Source organism: Arthrobacter sp. MA-N2, from assembly GCF_000517125.1.
In the GTDB taxonomy this organism is placed as follows: Bacteria; Actinomycetota; Actinomycetes; order Actinomycetales; family Micrococcaceae; genus Arthrobacter; species Arthrobacter methylotrophus.
The window spans coordinates 1,944,434-1,961,004 of the sequence record NZ_KI912155.1 but is presented as its reverse complement, the minus strand read 5'-3'; the positions used below and the strand labels follow the sequence as shown (position 1 = coordinate 1,961,004).

The 16,571-nt window shown below is 63.6% G+C and carries 11 protein-coding genes; 7 read left to right on the top strand and 4 right to left on the bottom strand.

The window, feature by feature from the left end:
* The first annotated feature begins 53 nt into the window (after positions 1 to 53).
* Positions 54 to 3,413 (top strand): PAS domain-containing hybrid sensor histidine kinase/response regulator, encoded by a 3,360-nt coding sequence (locus tag A3M3_RS24600; RefSeq protein ID WP_231497222.1) that lies wholly within the window; start codon positions 54 to 56, stop codon positions 3,411 to 3,413.
* On the top strand, positions 3,410 to 4,342 hold the full coding sequence (locus A3M3_RS0109900) for a GGDEF domain-containing response regulator (RefSeq protein ID WP_028266186.1): 933 nt from the start codon (positions 3,410 to 3,412) through the stop codon (positions 4,340 to 4,342). The genes A3M3_RS24600 and A3M3_RS0109900 overlap by 4 nt, the downstream gene beginning before the upstream one ends.
* A 181-nt stretch (positions 4,343 to 4,523) precedes the next feature.
* On the opposite strand, the gene A3M3_RS0109895 is transcribed toward A3M3_RS0109900, so the two are convergent.
* The gene (locus A3M3_RS0109895) at positions 4,524 to 6,437 is read right to left on the bottom strand and encodes an ABC transporter ATP-binding protein (RefSeq protein WP_028266185.1); all 1,914 of its coding nucleotides are present in this window, start codon (positions 6,435 to 6,437) and stop codon (positions 4,524 to 4,526) included.
* Positions 6,434 to 8,104: an ABC-F family ATP-binding cassette domain-containing protein gene (locus A3M3_RS0109890; protein WP_028266184.1), complete on the bottom strand. Its 1,671-nt coding sequence runs from the start codon at positions 8,102 to 8,104 to the stop codon at positions 6,434 to 6,436. The genes A3M3_RS0109895 and A3M3_RS0109890 overlap by 4 nt, the downstream gene beginning before the upstream one ends.
* A 273-nt stretch (positions 8,105 to 8,377) precedes the next feature.
* Between A3M3_RS0109890 and A3M3_RS0109885 the strand changes: the two genes are divergently transcribed.
* From A3M3_RS0109885 to A3M3_RS0109865, 5 genes are all read left to right on the top strand, one after another.
* Positions 8,378 to 9,103, top strand: coding sequence for a hypothetical protein (locus A3M3_RS0109885; RefSeq protein WP_028266183.1), 726 nt, complete (start codon positions 8,378 to 8,380; stop codon positions 9,101 to 9,103).
* Positions 9,100 to 9,819, top strand: a complete 720-nt coding sequence (locus A3M3_RS0109880; protein ID WP_028266182.1) for a hypothetical protein — start codon at positions 9,100 to 9,102, stop codon at positions 9,817 to 9,819. Before A3M3_RS0109885 ends, A3M3_RS0109880 begins: the two co-directional genes overlap by 4 nt.
* Positions 9,820 to 10,063: 244 nt before the next feature.
* On the top strand, positions 10,064 to 10,882 hold the full coding sequence (locus tag A3M3_RS0109875) for an amino acid ABC transporter substrate-binding protein (RefSeq protein ID WP_028266181.1): 819 nt from the start codon (positions 10,064 to 10,066) through the stop codon (positions 10,880 to 10,882).
* A gap of 15 nt (positions 10,883 to 10,897) precedes the next feature.
* A complete protein-coding gene (locus A3M3_RS0109870; protein ID WP_028266180.1) occupies positions 10,898 to 11,563 on the top strand; it encodes an amino acid ABC transporter permease in 666 nt (221 codons plus the stop codon).
* Positions 11,550 to 12,377 carry an amino acid ABC transporter ATP-binding protein gene (locus tag A3M3_RS0109865; RefSeq protein WP_028266179.1) on the top strand — a complete coding sequence of 276 codons (828 nt, stop codon included), beginning with the start codon at positions 11,550 to 11,552 and terminating at the stop codon, positions 12,375 to 12,377. Before A3M3_RS0109870 ends, A3M3_RS0109865 begins: the two co-directional genes overlap by 14 nt.
* Positions 12,378 to 12,447: 70 nt before the next feature.
* Here A3M3_RS0109865 and A3M3_RS0109860 read toward each other — a convergent pair whose 3' ends face one another.
* On the bottom strand, positions 12,448 to 15,474 hold the full coding sequence (locus tag A3M3_RS0109860) for an alpha-mannosidase (protein ID WP_028266178.1): 3,027 nt from the start codon (positions 15,472 to 15,474) through the stop codon (positions 12,448 to 12,450).
* Positions 15,475 to 15,640: 166 nt separating this feature from the next.
* Positions 15,641 to 16,570: a formate dehydrogenase accessory sulfurtransferase FdhD gene (gene fdhD / locus A3M3_RS24595; protein WP_051423092.1), complete on the bottom strand. Its 930-nt coding sequence runs from the start codon at positions 16,568 to 16,570 to the stop codon at positions 15,641 to 15,643.
* Position 16,571: the final 1 nt, after the last annotated feature.

Genomic DNA, 16,571 nt, shown 5'->3' with positions numbered 1-16,571 from the left:
AGTTGCTTTAACCTAATTCAGGTTCGCATTGTCAGATCCAGCTGGGGGATCGCATGCAGTCTCTTGACGAGCGCCGTAACGCCATGCTTGGCCGCATGGGCAGATCTGGCGTTCCCCGGCCGGTCCTTGCTTGGACAGCCTTTGCTCTCGGTACGGCCGTAGTGATCCTGATTGTGTTCCTCGGCGCAAACCAACGGACGCCGGCGGCACAGTCGGCGGGTGATCTCGCTATCCTGGCGTCCGCGCTGCTCGCCACAGTGAGTTGCGCCCATGCCGCGATGCGAAGGGACGCAAGCTCCCGTGCGTGGTGGATCATGGCGCTTGCCACCTTCGTATGGACCATCGGTCAATCTATCTGGACCTTCTTTGGGCTCACCCGAAACCACGAGTATCCCTACCCTTCCATAGCGGATGCCGCTTTCATCGTTTACGCGATCCCTGCCGCGATGGCCCTCTACCTGTTCCCGCGTCCCCGCGTTTCGCGGCTTGCTTTCCTGCGCGCCCTCTTGGATTCGGCAGTGATCGCCTCTGCGGTGCTGTTCATGAGCTGGGCCACTGTGCTCGGTGCCATGTACAAGGCCGAAGGGCAGGAGACACTTGTCCATCTCACCGGCCTCGCCTTCCCGGTTACCGACATCGTGATGGTTTCCATCGTCCTCATGCTCACCATGCGGAGGGCCCCGGGTGAGCGGCTCAGATGGGTGTGCCTAGGTGGCGGACTCCTCGTCCTGGCACTCGCTGACAGTACCTTCGTGAAACTGACCTTCGAAGGCGTCACCGGGCTGACCGGGACGCCGCTGGCGGCGGGCTGGATCACGGCGTTCCTCCTGATCGCATTGGCGCCGCTGGTCCCTTACGGCCACAAGCGCCGCACGGACCGTCGACTCTACACCCTGGCCGTGGAACTCCTTCCCTACGTCCCCGTCTTCGGGGCGGTCATGGTGGCGCCCATACGTGTCGGTCGTCCCGGCGACCCTTTCCTCCAGGCTGTAGGACTCACGGTGCTGGTCCTGACCATCACGCGCCAGACCCTCATGATCCTGGAGAACATCAACTTGACCCGGGATCTCGAATCCAAGGTTGCCGAACGCACTGCGGAGCTCGAAGGCCTCGCCGCGATCGTCAACTCCTCCGCGGATGCCATCGTGGGCAAGACCGTGGACGGCGTCATCACCAGTTGGAATCCAGGGGCCGAACGGATCTACGGATACAGCGCCTCGGAGGCAATCGGCAAGCATGTCTCCTTCATCATTCCGGATGAACTCCGGGACGAAGAAGAAGACCTCCTGGCAGCCATCAGGGCCGGCGGGGAAACGCACAGCTTCGAAACGCACCGGGTCCGCATCGACGGTTCCATCGTTCCCGTCTCGCTGACCATGTCCCCGATCCGCGGCAGCGAAGGCATTCACGGAGTCGCCACAATAGCCCAGGACATTACGGAACGCCGGATCGCGGAGGCGGAGCTGGTCACAGCCCGGGAAGCCGCCGAGGAAGCCAGCCGCTTGAAGTCAGAGTTCCTGGCGACGATGAGCCATGAAATCCGTACCCCGATGAACGGGGTCATTGGATTGACCGGTCTGCTACTGGACACCCCCTTGGAGGATACCCAGCGCCAATATGCCGAGGGAGTCAAAGGGGCCGGCGAAGCGCTGCTGACGCTGATCAATGACATTCTGGACTTCTCAAAACTCGAAGCCGGCAAAGTCGATCTAGATCCGGCGCCGTTCAATCCACGCATCCTGGTGGAGGAACTCGCAGTCCTCCTTGCCGAAGCCGCCCAGGCCAAAGGCCTGGAGTTGATCGCGTACTGCCGGCCGGAAGTTCCGGCGATGCTGGTGGGTGACGCTGGCCGCATCAGGCAGATCCTGCTCAACTTGGCCTCGAATGCCGTGAAATTCACTCCGTCCGGGGAAGTCGTCATCAGCGTAAAGGTCGTGGAACAAGGCCCTGCGGACGTGCGGGTTCGCTTCGAAGTCCGTGACACCGGAATCGGAATCGACGCAGCAGACCATTACCGGCTCTTCGAGTCCTTCTCACAGGCCGATGCCTCCACCACTCGGCAGTACGGCGGAACCGGCCTTGGGCTGGCCATCTCGCGCAGGCTTACCGAGGTGATGGGCGGCGAGATCGGGGTGGACAGTTCCTTGGGGAACGGCAGCACTTTCTGGGTCACCCTCCCGTTGGCTGCGACGGAACCGGCCGCAACTCCGGCGTCGATCTCGCCCGGGCAACTGAGGGGACTGCGGGTCCTGGTGGTGGATGACAACGCGAGCAACCGGCTGGTGCTCAAAGCGCAATTGGCGGGCTGGCAGATGATTCCGGAGGCAGTCGGCGAAGCCCAACAAGGGTTGGAGCGCTGCCGCGAGGCGGCCGCGGCCGGACGTCCGTTCGACATTGCTGTGCTGGACATGGTCATGCCCCACATGAACGGACTGGAGCTGGCCCACGAGCTGAGCACCGACATCGCACTGGATTCCCTACGGATCATGATGCTGACATCCACCATGAATGTGGACAAAGCCGAACTGGTGGCCGCCGGGGTCCAGGAATGGTTGACGAAGCCCGTGCGCAGCTCCGAATTCTACGATCGGCTCATGCGCCTTGTCGCCACCCGTCCGCCTGCGTCTGCGCCGATCGTTTCGCCCGTGGCTCCCGTTGCCATCAGCCAGCCTTCGCGCGGCCTTATTTTGGTCGTGGAGGACAACGAGGTCAACCAGCTCGTCGCCCGGAGCATGGTGGCGAAGCTCGGGTACAAGGCCGACGTGGTTGCCAACGGTAGTGAAGCAGTTACCGCCACGGTGGCAACTGAGTATGCCGCGGTCCTGATGGACTGCCACATGCCCGTCATGGACGGATTCGAGGCCACCAAAGCCATCCGGGCACGGCAGGATGGACGCCGGAGGCTCCCCGTCATTGCCATGACCGCCGGCGCCATGGATGAGGATCATGAGCGGTGCCTCGCCGCGGGCATGGACGATTACCTCACCAAACCGGTGGACATGGACAAATTGGACAGGGTTCTCTCCCGGTGGGTGCCCGCGGCCTCGAAGGAAAGCGCGGTACCCGTGCTGGATCCGGCGAGGCTGGAAACGTTGCGCAACTTGGGACCCGTGGACGGATTCGGCTTGCTGCCTGCTGCGGCCGGTGCCTTCCGGGGGGACATCCAACCGAGCCTGGAAGCACTCCGCCAGGCCCTGGACAACGGGGGCGGCGAGGACTTCCGGCAGGTGGCCCATAAATTGAAGGGCGCGGCAGCCAATATTGGAGCCGCCCGGGCATCCAGAATGTGTGCGGATCTGGAACGCAGCTCGTCAAACGGAGTGCCCGTTGATCCCGCACTTCTCGCCAGGCTTGAGACCGAACTGGCCCTTGTCGAGCAAGCGTTGGACCGGACCCTGTCGGTGGCCCCATGAAGGTGCTGGTAGCGGACGACGACTTCGGTTCACGACTGGTGGCGCAGGCGGCAGTTGAGCACTACGGACACGAATGCATTGTGGCCGCGGACGGCAATTCCGCGTGGGAGCTGTACAAGCAACACCGACCGCAGGTGGTGGTGACCGACCTGATGATGCCTGGCCTCAATGGACTCGAGCTCTGCCGTGCCATTCGCTCCGCGGAAGGCGACTCCTACACCTATCTCGTCCTCGTCACGTCGAAGGACTCCCATGAGGACGTCGTCGCGGGCATGCACGCCGGCGCGGATGACTACGTGGCCAAACCGTTGGACCCCTTCGTCCTGCATACCCGCCTGCTGGTGGCGCAAAGGGTGACATCATTGCATACCGATCTTGCGCGCTACCGCGCCGCGCTCGCGGAGCAAGCCCGCACCGATCCCCTGACGAAGCTCCATAACCGGCTCAAGCTCTCAGAAGACCTGGAACAGCTGCACCGCAAGTGTGCACGCTACGGTACGGACTACAGCCTGGCCATTTGCGATGTGGACAATTTCAAGAGATACAACGACATCTACGGCCATCAGGCCGGTGACTCTGCGCTACAGGCAGTCGCAGCGTCGCTTGCCGGTGAAAGCCGCCAAAGCGATGGAATCTATCGATTCGGCGGGGAGGAATTCCTCTTCCTGCTGCCAGGACAGTCGGCGGCCGGCGCACAAACCAGGCTCGAACGCGCGCTGGACGCCGTACAGGGCCTCGGCATTCCCCATTCCGGAAACCCTTCGGGCACCCTGACCCTGAGCGCTGGACTCTCAGCCTATGTTCCCGAGCACCGGGTCAGCAGCGAACGGCTCCTGAAAGAGGCCGACATAGCCTTATATGCAGCCAAGTCCGCCGGCCGAAACCGCATCCAGGTCGCCCCGGAAGCCCGGCAGCCCAGCCGAAACTGATTGGCGATGACACCATCAGCATCACATAGCACAGGTTTTTGGCCGTGGCCGATCCCCGGTCCCCCGAATTTCCAGGCTGTACGCGACGCGAGGCGCTGAAAGGTTGCTCAGCGTGACACCGCCGAGGCCCGGTCCACCGTCTCGCCTGGCAGAGGCGGAGCCTCGAAACCCGGGACCGCGTCTACAGTTCCGGAACAGCTTCCTGGGCCACGGCCGTAGCCTCCGCGAATTGCGTGTTATACAGCTCAGCGTAGCGACCGTCCGCGGCGAGAAGCTCCGCGTGCGTTCCGCGCTCAACGATCGAGCCGTCCTCCACCACCAGGATGACATCGGCGGCCCGGATGGTGGAGAGCCGGTGAGCGATCACGACGGCGGTGCGCCCTTCGAGCGCCTCGCCCAGGGCCGCCTGGACGGCGGCTTCGCTCGTGGAATCCAAAGCTGCCGTGGCTTCGTCCAGAATGACGACGCTTGGCTGGGCGATAAGGAGGCGGGCAATGGTAAGGCGCTGGCGTTCCCCGCCGGAAAGACGGTAGCCGCGCTCCCCCACCACGGTCTCCAAGCCATCCGGCAGCGAGCGGACCATCGTTTCGAGGCGGGCGCGCCGGAGGACTCCCCACATTTCCTCGTCCGTCGCTCCAGGCCGGGCCAGCCTCAAATTCGAGGCAATGCTTTCGTGGAACAGATGTCCATCCTGCGTGACCATGCCCAGGGTTGCCCGGAGGGAATCGAACGTGGCATCCCGGATGTCCAGTCCGGTACCCGGCCCGTGCCCGCCGAGGCGCACGGCGCCGGAATCGACGTCGTACAGGCGGGACAGCAACTGGGCCACCGTGGACTTGCCCGCGCCGGAGGACCCCACCAGGGCCACGGTCTGGCCGGGTTCTACGCGGAAGCTGATGCCGTGAAGGACTTCCTCTCCTCCGCGGGTGTCCAGTGTGGCCACTTCCTCAAGGGACGCGAGGGACACCTTGTCCGCGGACGGGTAGGCAAAACGGACGTCGTCGAACTCCACCGCAACTGGTCCTGAGGGCACAGCGACAGCGTCCGGCTTCTCCTGGATGAGCGGCTCAAGATCCAGGATCTCGAAGACCCGCTCGAAGCTGACCAGCGCGCTCATGACCTCCACGTGGGCACTGGAGAGCGCCGTGAGCGGCGCATAGAGGCGGGTGAGCAGCAGCGCCAGCACGACGACGTCGCCCGCTGCCAGCTGCCCGCCGAGGGCCAGCCAACCGCCCAATCCATAAACGAGCGCGAGGGCGAGGGCCGAAACCAGCGTCAGAGCGGTGATGAACGTGAACTGCAACATGGCAGTACGGACACCGATGTCCCGCACACGGCCCGCACGCAGGGCGAACTCGGCGGACTCTTCGTCCGGGCGGCCGAACAGCTTTACGAGCGTGGCGCCGGGTGCGGAGAAACGCTCCGTCATCTGGGTTCCCATGGCCGCATTGTGGGACGCTGCTTCGCGCCGGAGATCGGCCAATTTGGAGCCCATGCGGCGCGCAGGAATGAGGAAGATCGGCAACAACACCATCGCCAGCACGGTGACCAGCCACGAGGTGTTGAGCATGACCACGAGGGTCAAGACCAACGACACGATGTTGCTGACCACTCCGGAGAGGGTGCCTGCGAAAGCCGACTGGGCGCCGATGACGTCGTTGTTGAGCCGGCTGACGAGGGCACCCGTACGGGTCCTGGTGAAGAACGCGATGGGCATGCGCTGCACATGGTCGAACACGCGCGTCCGCAGATCCACGATCACGCCTTCGCCGATCACCGAGGACAGCCAGCGGGTCAACAATCCCACCCCTGCATCAGCGACCGCCACGGCGGCGATGAGTCCGGCCAGCCCTATCACGACGTCCGCGCCTGAACGGGCGATGATCGCGTTTACCACCTTGCCGGCCAGCACCGGGGTGGCCACGGCAAGGAAAGCACCGGCAATGGAGGCCACCACGAAGGCGATCAGCTTGTTTCGGTACGGTTTAGCGAACGCGAGCACGCGTTTGATGGTTTCCCGGGAGAACGGCTGGGAGCCGCTCTTGGCGCGGGTGATGTTGTAGAGCGAGCGCCAAGCGACGCCATCCATGCTCATGGCTTGTGATTCCCCATTCCGGAAGTGTGGTGCAGTTCGGTCACGGTGCCGTTGTCAAGGTGCCAGCGGGAATCGAGCCGGACGTTTTCAAGCAAACGGCGATCGTGCGTGACCAGCAAGAGCGCGCCGTCGTAACCGTCTAGGGCTTCCTCAAGCTGTTCGATAGCCGGCAAGTCAAGGTGATTGGTGGGTTCGTCCAGTACCAGCAGGTTCACGCCGCGGGCCTGCAGCAGCGCGAGCGCCGCGCGGGTGCGTTCGCCGGGAGACAAGGAATCCACGGTACGGGACGTGTGGTCCGCCTTGAGGCCGAACTTTGCCAGAAGGGTGCGGACGTCTGCGGAATTCCACTCGCTCAGAACGGCTTCGACGGCGTCTGCCAGGGTGAGATGCCCTGCCAGCAGTCCCCGGGCTTGGTCGATCTCGCCGATCGCCACCGACACGCCCATGGAGGCGTCTCCGGCGTCGGGCTGTTGAAGTCCCAGCAAGAGCCGCAGGAGGGTGGATTTTCCTGCGCCGTTGGGTCCCGTAATGCCAATGCGTTCTCCGGCGTTGAGTTGGAGATTGACGGGTCCAAGGGTGAAATCGCCTTGATGTGCCACGACGTCCCGCAAGGTTGCCACTACCGAGCTGGAGCGCGGAGCCTGGCCGATGCTGAACTGCAGTTGCCATTCCTTGCGAGGCTCTTCCACCTCGTCAAGCCGGGCGATGCGCGATTCCATCTGCCGGACCTTCTGGGCCTGCTTTTCCGAAGACTCGGCGCTGGCCGCCCGGCGGATTTTGTCGTTGTCGGGGTTCTTCTTCATGGCGTTGCGGACACCCTGCGAGCTCCACTCGCGCTGGGTCCGGGCCCGGGACACAAGATCTGCCTTGGTGTTCGCGAATTCCTCGTAGCGTTCACGGGCGTGCCGCTTTGCCACCGCCCGCTCGTCGAGGAAGGAATCGTATCCGCCGTCGTAGACCGCCACGCTGTTCTGTGCCAGGTCAAGTTCCAGCACTTTGGTGATGCAACGGGCCAGGAACTCCCGGTCATGCGAGACCAGCACGGCGCCGCCGCGAAGGCCCTGGACGAATGATTCGAGCCGGGCGAGTCCGTCGAGGTCCAGGTCATTGGTGGGTTCGTCGAGGAGCACCACGTCGAAACGGCTTAGCAGGAGCGCGGCCAACGCAACCCGGGCGGCTTGGCCGCCGGACAGGCCTGTCATGAGCGCATCCGGGCCCGCCTCTAGCCCCAGTTCGGCCAACACCGCAGGGATCCGGTCATCCAGGTCTGCTGCCCCCGATGCCATCCAGCGGTCAAAAGCCACGGAGTAAGCGTCGTCGGCGTCTGGGGTTCCGGCGGCGAGGCCCTCGGCGCCGGCCTCCATCTCGGCCGTGGCCTGGGCACAACCAGTGCGGCGGCCAATGTAGGCGGCAACAGTTTCTCCGGGAGTCCGTTCGTGTTCCTGGGGCAGCCACCCCACAAAGGCGTCGCTCGGAGCGAGGCTGACGGTGCCCTCTTGGGGGCGGTCGGCTCCGGCAAGGATGCGCAGGAGAGTAGATTTCCCGGCGCCGTTCGCGCCGACAACTCCCACTACATCTCCGGGCGCCACTGTGAGTGAGAGCTTCGAGAACAGGGTGCGGTGACCGTGGCCGCCGGAGAGCTCTTTGGCGACAAGCGTTGCAGTCATTGCTCTATCCTCTCACTGCTCCGCGCCAGGGCGGAAAGGCTTGTCGTGCGGAAAGGCCTGCCGCGACAGGCTTGTCGTGCGGAAAGGCCTGCCGCGACAGGCTTGTCGCGCGAAAAGGCCGGGGCATGAAAGACCCCGCCGGTCCGTACTTGGGGGGTGTGCGGACCAGCGGGTTCGAGAATCAAGCATAATTCAATGTGCCCGCATCGTAAAATCGAACTCACTGTCCTCTCGGAAACCGCCCGCCGGAAACGGCCCATCAGAAAGTGGTTCATGCCCCTCCCCTCCAAGGCGTTCCAACGCTGGCTGCACGGGATTGCCCCGAACACCAGCACGGCCGATGTCTGCCGCTTTTCGGGAGTGAAACGCACTACGCTGGCCCAGCAATTGGTCCGCGGCAAGGTGGCTGAGAGTTCACTCGTGAGCATCAGCCGGGCCTTCGACATGAATCCCTTCGATGCCTTGGCCCAATTCGAGGCCTACGCTGCGCTTCGCGGATCTCCGGTTCCACCCACTGACGCGGAACTCGTCAGCCAGATCTCCACCATGGATCTGTTGCGGGCCGTCGTGCAGCGCTCCGAGCCCAGGGACGCCGTCCAGCCGCTCGTCCTGGCAGACACACCACATCTGAGTTCGGTCAGAAATTGGGTGGACGCGATCGACGACGGCGAGCTTCGCCACCGGGTCAGTGAAGCCACCGGGATCGCCCCGCAAAACTATTCCGCGCACCTGACTGCCAACCGCCTGCCACCGGAACTGGCCCTGGCAACATCACGCGCCGCCGGCGTCGGACCTGCCGGAGGCCTCGTGGCGAGCGGCCTCGTCACGGAGGCCGAAGCCGGCTGGCCCGAGGGCGCGCGGCGGGAGGCATTGGAACGGATGACGGAAGGCGAGCTGGCTCTGCTGGCCGGCGAACGGCTGCTGGCGCTTGGCAAGTCCTTGCGCCGGCACGAGCATGAGCTCGACCACGCCACCAGAATCTGGGAGAACCTGGGATGACCACCGTCTTGTCATGGGCAACGCTGTGCGTTTGCCTCACCCTGACCGCTATTCGCATTCCCAGCGCCGTCCGGGGCGAGAACCGCCTGATGTTCGTCCTGTTCGCACTCATTTCCGCCGACATCCTACTGAGCATCGAGGGCCCGTACCTGTTCCTCGACCAACTGCTGGGCGGCTTCAATCTATGCAACTTGCTGCTTCGGCTCATGCTCTACGGGACGTTCCTGCTTATGGGGTTTAAGGTGGCCAAAGCCTTTGGCTCGCCCGGAGGGGAACGCGCCATTTGGGGGCCCTTGGGCTTTGCGGTCCTGGGGACCACCGCGGTCTTGACAGCTTGCTTTTTCTTCTCTATGGACACTGCCGGCTCCACAGTGGGCCTGAATGACCTGGATCCGGGGGTGCCTCTGGCGTTCTATGCAGCCTTGGGACGGTTCTATCCGGGATACGTTGCCGCATGCCTGGTGCCGGGCATCTGGCGCTCGGTACGGCTTCCCGGTCCGGCTGTGCTGCGGGCCGCCTCGGCGACGCTGCTCCTGAGCCTGGTATTGCTGCTCGTTTCGCAGCTCTTTCCGCTGGTGCCGGAATCTAATACTTGGCTGCGGCCGCTCATCAATTATTCGGCTGCCTTGGCGAGTGCGTTTGGCTTGGCGGGCATTTGGCTGTCCAAAACCATTGCGCGCCGGACCAGCCGCGCGGTAACGTCAACGAAACACTAAAACATACCGCGTAACCTCTTTCACATTTCCATTATATCGTGCCATAATTATGAATGTGTGAATGCGATGCAGCCTGACCTTTGAATCAATGAACGGGTTTTCAGGGTTCGTGGCGCGTGCAGGATCACGTTTTGGGGGGATGAGTGGTGGCGGGCCGTTGGGGACCGCCCCCACTCAGCCTTTTAAGGGGCCTTCCGCGCAGGGCACGGGCAGCCGGAAGGGACCGGTGACTAAGATGGCTTTCATGAAGAGCCTGCCCACTCGCCGTACAGCACTGTCCGCAACCCTTGCCGCCGTCGCGCTGGCATTGACCGCTTGCGGCGGTGGGTCATCACCGTCTTCTACGTCCGGCGCAGACACCTCCCTGTCCGACATCAAATCCAAGGGCGAGATCGTCATTGCCACCGAGGGAACGTACCGGCCTTTCAGCTTCCACGAAAACGGAGCAGGTCCGCTCACGGGCTTTGACGTCGAAATCGCCCAGGCCGTGGCCGGCAAGCTCGGAGTGAAGGCGACGTTCCAGGAAACCCAGTTCGATGGCATCTTCGCCGGACTTGATGCCAAGCGCTTCGACACCATCGCAAACCAGATCTCCATCAATCCCGAGCGCACGGCCAAATACGACTTCTCCGCGCCGTACACGGTGTCCAACGGCGTCGTGGTGACCAAGTCGGATAACACTTCCATCAACAGCTTCGCCGACCTCAAAGGCAAGACCACCGCCCAGTCGCTGACCAGCAACTTCTACAAGATGGCAGTCGACGCCGGCGCCAACGTCCAGTCCGTCGAAGGCTGGGCTCAAGCCGCGACCCTGGTCCGTCAAGGCCGCGTCGACGCCACCGTCAACGACAAGCTGACCTACCTCGACTATGCAAAGACCACTCCGGATTCCGGCTTGAAGATCGCGGCAGAGACCACAGACAAGACACAGAGCGCCATGGTCTTCCGCAAGGGATCCACCGAGCTCAAGGCCGCCGTGGACAAAGCCCTGACGGATCTTCGTGCAGACGGCACCCTGGCCAGGATTTCCGAAAAGTACTTCGGCGCAGACGTCACCAAGTAGCCGGCGGCCAAACAGATGACCTTCAACTGGGATCTCGTCTGGAGTTCCTTCGGGCCCATCGTCGGCGGCGCCGTCACGGGAACCATCCCCTTGACCCTGGCCTCGTTCGCCCTAGGCTTGGCCTTGGCCCTGCTGGTTGCCCTGTTGCGCTTGAGTCCCAACCGGGTGCTCTCCGGCGTCGCACGTTTCTACGTCTCGGTGATCCGCGGGACTCCCCTGCTGGTGCAGTTGTTCGTGATCTTCTACGGCCTCCCAAGCCTCGGCGTGAAGCTGGAGCCGTGGCCCAGCGCCATCATCGCGTTTTCCCTCAACGTGGGCGGTTACGCTGCCGAGGTCATCCGTGCCGCGATCCTCTCCGTGCCCAAGGGCCAATGGGAGGCCGGGCACACCATCGGAATGTCCAGGCCGCAAACCCTCGTGCGGATCATCCTCCCGCAGGCGGCCAGGGTCTCCGTGCCCCCGCTGTCGAATACCTTCATTTCGCTCGTGAAGGACACCTCACTGGCTTCGCTCATCCTGGTCACCGAGCTCTTCCGCAACGCCCAGCAGATCGCTGCTTTCAGCCAGGAGTTCATGATCCTGTACCTCGAATCGGCTTTGGTCTACTGGGTCATTTGCCTTGTCCTCTCCACGGGCCAGTCCGCCCTGGAGCGCAGATTGGACCGATATGTCGCCCACTGAGCCCAGCAAAGCCTCGCCCGCAGGCACCGGGTTGGTTTTGTCCGCCCGGGACCTTGCCAAAGCCTTCGGCAGCAACGTCGTGCTGCGCGGGATCGACCTCGATGTCCGCCGCGGCCAAGTGGTTGCGCTGATTGGTCCTTCCGGTTCGGGGAAGACTACCGTCCTGCGATCACTCAATGGACTCGAAGTCCCCGACGCCGGTACGGTCACCTTCGGGGACGCCGACGCCGGTACCGTCCGGGGGTCCGGTGCGGGACTGACCCTCGATTTCGCCGGCGCCGTGAGTAAGCGGGAGATTGCTGCCCTCCGTGACCGCAGTGCCATGGTGTTCCAGCACTACAACCTCTTCCCTCACATGACGGTGCTCAAGAACGTCATCGAGGGACCACTCCAAGTCCAGAAGCGACCCCGTGCGGAAGTCGTGGCAGAGGCTGAGCGGCTCCTGGCCAGGGTGGGGCTCGCCGACAAGCGCGATGCCTATCCCTTCGAGCTGTCCGGTGGACAGCAGCAGCGGGTGGGAATTGTGCGCGCCCTCGCACTCAAGCCCCAACTGTTGCTCTTCGATGAACCCACCTCGGCCCTGGATCCGGAACTCGTGGGTGAAGTGCTTGGAGTCATCAAGGAACTTGCCGACGAAGGCTGGACCATGGTGATCGTGACCCATGAACTCGCTTTCGCACGCCAGGTTGCTGATGAAGTCATCTTCATGGATGGTGGCGTGGTGGTGGAACGCGGCCCCGCTGCGGAGGTCCTGCGTGAGCCGCGGCAGGAACGCACCAAGCAATTCGTCAAGCGGCTGCAGCACGAAGTCTAAGCCCAACTAGCTCGCAGTTAATGTCGTTTTGGACGCCCTAAGCGACATTAACTGCGAGTTAGTTGGGTAGTCAGCGGCTGAATCGCAAGGTCACCAACTGGAATGGGCGCAGAGTCAGTTCTGCGGCAACAGCTCCGGGCACGACGCCGGAAGCCTCCACCGGGCGCTCCAAAAGGTCCACGGATTGCACCTTTCGGGAATCGAAGTTGGCCGTGATGATGCCCGTGGAACGTTCTCCCAGCGATTCGTAAAGCCGCACGATGACGTCTCCGGATCCGTCCTCCGCAAGTTTGACGGCTTCGATCACCAACGCCTGGTTGAACACCGTGAAGAGCGGCTCCACAGGCTTCGCGCCCGTCAGCAGCCTCGGCTTGAGGTTGGTGCGGTACCCCTCCTCGACGGCGTCGCCGATGCTGGCACCGGGCCGAATGCTCAGCTCCAGGACATGCATACCGAGATCGGCACGGGGGTCCGGAAACTTCGGCGCCCGGAGCAGGGACACCCGGACATTGGTGGTGGTGCCGCCGTCGTCGCGGATGGCCCGGGTGACGTCGTGACCGTAGCTCGAGGCATTCGAAATCGCCACGCCGTAGCCTGGTTCCGCCACATGGATCCAGCGATGGGCGCAGAATTCGAACTTGGCCGCTTCCCAGGACGTATTGGTGTGGGTTGGCCGGAAAACGTGCCCGAACTGGGTTTCCGAAGCGGAACGGTCCGCGCGGACGTCCAGCGGGAACCCGATCTTCAGCAATTTCTCGCGTTCCTGCCAATCCACGGTAGTGGATATTCCGAGGGACGCAGCTCCCGCTTCGAGGGAAATGCGCTGGGTGATGGTGGAGGAACCAACCGTCCGCTCCACCACGACGACGGCGTCCCAGCCTGCGCTCTCGAGCGTCACCGAGCGTGCCTCGACCACCGAGACGACGTTCCGGCGATAGAACTCGTCGATGTCCCAGGCATCCCACTCGTTGGGCGTATCCCGGTGAAGTTCCAGATGGTTGCCGAACTGCCCCGGCGCCATCGCTTCACGGCCGGTTGCGTGGTCCGAGAGGGACGTCAGCAATCCGTTGGCATCCAGCACGGCGCGGATGATGCCGTTGTCCAAGACATAGCCGCCGGCCCGTGGGGTGACACTCACCGTGGTATCCGCGTGCACCGCTTCCGCTGCGGCGAGGGCAGGTACGCCGTTCCGCTCATGGGGGGCCGCGTTGAGGAGAAATACGGTGTCCCCCTCGCCGAGCAGGGCTATGGCCGCATTCGAGATGATGGCTTCCAGTTCCCGGGCGATGGCAGCATAGTTCCGTTCCGCATCCTGGTGGACCCACGCGATGGCGCTGCCTGGCAGGATGTCGTGGAACTGCTGCAACAGCACAAGCCGCCACAAGCGCTTGAGGTCCGCGGCCGGATAGGTGAAGGAACCGGCAGTCCGTATTGCCGCCGTCGAGCACCACAGCTCTGCCTCGCGCAGGAGGTGCTCCGAGCGGCGGTTGCCCTTTTTGGTGTTGGCTTGGCTCGTGTAGGTGCCCCGGTGCAGCTCGAGGTACATCTCCCCCACCCAGACTGGGAGGTTGCGGTATTCGGCCTCGGCCTGCGTGAAGAATTCCTTCGCGGTTCCGACGCGCACCTTCGGCGAGCCTTCCAGGTCCGCCGTTCTGCGGGCTGCGGCAATCATTTCGCGCGTGGGCCCGCCACCGCCGTCGCCATAGCCGAAGGGGACCAGCGAAATGGTGCCCCTGCCGTGCTCCCGATAGTTTCGCTGGGCGTGTGCGAGTTCGCGGCCGTGGAGCTCGGAGTTATAGGTGTCCACGGGCGGGAAGTGGGTGAAAAGCCGCGTACCGTCGATGCCCTCCCAATTGAAAGTGTGGTGCGGCATCTTGTTGACCTGGTTCCAGGAGATCTTCTGAGTCAGGAACCAGCGGCATCCGGCAGACTTGACGATCTGGGGCAGGGCCCCGGAATAGCCGAAGGAATCGGGCAGCCAGGCTTCCTGGCAATCGACGCCGAACTCCTCCAGGAAGAAGCTTTTACCCTCGACGAACTGGCGGGCCATGGCCTCACCGCCGGGCATGTTGGTGTCCGATTCCACCCACATGCCGCCTACCGGCACGAATTGGCCGGCTTTGACCTTTTCCCGGATCCGGATGAACAGCTCCGGATAGAACTCCTTGATCCACGCCAATTGCTGGGCAGAGGAGCAGGAAAACACGAATTCCGGGTTCTCATCCATGAGGGCCACCACATTGGAGAATGTGCGGGCGCACTTTCGGATGGTTTCACGGACCGGCCAGAGCCAGGCAGAGTCAATGTGGGCGTGGCCCGTGGCCAACAGTTCGTGTGCCGAAGCGTAGGCCGGCCGGCTCAGGACCTCAGCCAAGGCCTCCCTGCCTGCCGCTGCGGTGCCAGCAACGTCGTCGGGGTCCATAACGTCCAGCATGCGCTCAAAGGCGCGGAGGATTTCATGCCGCCGCGGCAGTTCGAAGGGCAGCTCGTGCATGAGCCCGCTGAGGGTCCAGATGTCCTGATGGAGCTCCCAGACCACCTCGTTGAGTTCGGCGATCGCGATGCGACCGAGCCGATAGCGGGGCTCGTCTCCGGACGTGGCCTTATCCCCCAGCGGGGTTGCCGCGAAGCTCCATCCTTGGCTGAGGTCCGGATTGGCTGCCGCTTCGACGTAGAAGTCCACGGAGAGCCCGCCGCCCAGGAGCTTCAGCGGAACGTGCTGGTTTCGGGGAGAAATGGCCTTGATGATGGTCCCGTCCGCGCGCCAGGCGATGCCTTCGCATTGGAATCCGGGGGCGTCGTTGCTGAAGCCGAGATCGACGACGATCTCCACCGCAGTGCCTTCGGCAGCTCCCCAGCCTTCCGGGACCTCGCCCCTAAGCCGCAACCACTTGGTGCTCCAAGCCTTGCCCCAGGCGGCGCCGTGCTCCTGGGGTTCAAAGACCTGGTGGAGCGCCTCCGCGACCGGAACCGGTTCACCCGGCACATCCCAACTACTGAGGGTGAGAGGCAGCGCGCGGCCGTAGATGGCGGGGGCAATGCGCTCCCGGACAAAACGTTCGAGCCGCTTCTCAGTGATCAGGCGGTCGTCGTGCACTTGAAGTCCCCTTTAACGGTGGGCTACATTGAGTTGCTTCCGTACCGTCAGGCAGCCTAGATCGGCAAAGTCACGGTCCAGCGGAAACAAGGATTCCATTCGATGGATAAAATCTACGTTGTTCCGCAACAATTACCAAGTGATTGACCGCTGTCCCTGCAAGCCCCTAATCCCCACCGGCTCCCAGCCTTCGCAAGCTCAGGCCGGGGCCCTCGCCGGTGTCGGCCCCTGCCGGAACGCCCACCCGGTCGCTTCCAGCGTAGACGTTCAGACTGGTCCCCCGGCTGAATCCCACGAGCGTCATGCCCGTCTCTTGGGCGAGTTCCGCGGCGAGGCTCGAGGGTGCGCTGACGGCAGCCAGAACCGGGATTCCGGCGAGCGCCGCCTTTTGGACGAGTTCGAAAGACGCCCTTCCGGAAACCTGCAGGACGGTACCCTTCAGGGGCAACAGTCCTTCGCGAAGTGCCCAGCCCACCACCTTGTCCACGGCATTGTGCCTGCCCACGTCTTCGCGTAAGCACAAGAGTTCAGCAACACTGCCTTCGCCGTCGTCGTGGATCTTGAAGAGACCCGCTGCATGCACTCCTCCGGTCTTGTCAAAGACCGCCTGTGCGGCGCGGAGCCGGTCAGGCAGGGAGGCGAGAATTTCCACCGGCACCTTCAGCGGGTCGTCCGCCGGGCTGAAGTGGGAGGACTTGCGCACCGCCTCGATGGAGTCGGTGCCGCAGATCCCGCACGAACTGGACGTGTAGACGTTGCGGCCGGTGTCCGGAAGGACGACGTCGGGCCGCAACTGGGCTTCCACCACATTGAACGTCTGAACGCCGTTCTCGTCCTCGCCGGCGCAGAAACGCAGCGAGATGAGCTGGGCAGGATCCCAGATGACGCCCTCGGAGACCAGGAAGCCCGCCACCAAGTCAAAGTCGTCGCCAGGAGTCCGCATGGTCACGGAGAAAGACATGTGGCCCAAGCGCACCTCCAACGGTTCCTCGACCGCCAGGAAGTCCTCGCGGTAGCGGACCGGGTGATCCAGGGCCTGGGCCGAGCCGTCCAGGACGAACTTGTGCACTTTGCGGCGCTGGGTCACCCGTCCCATG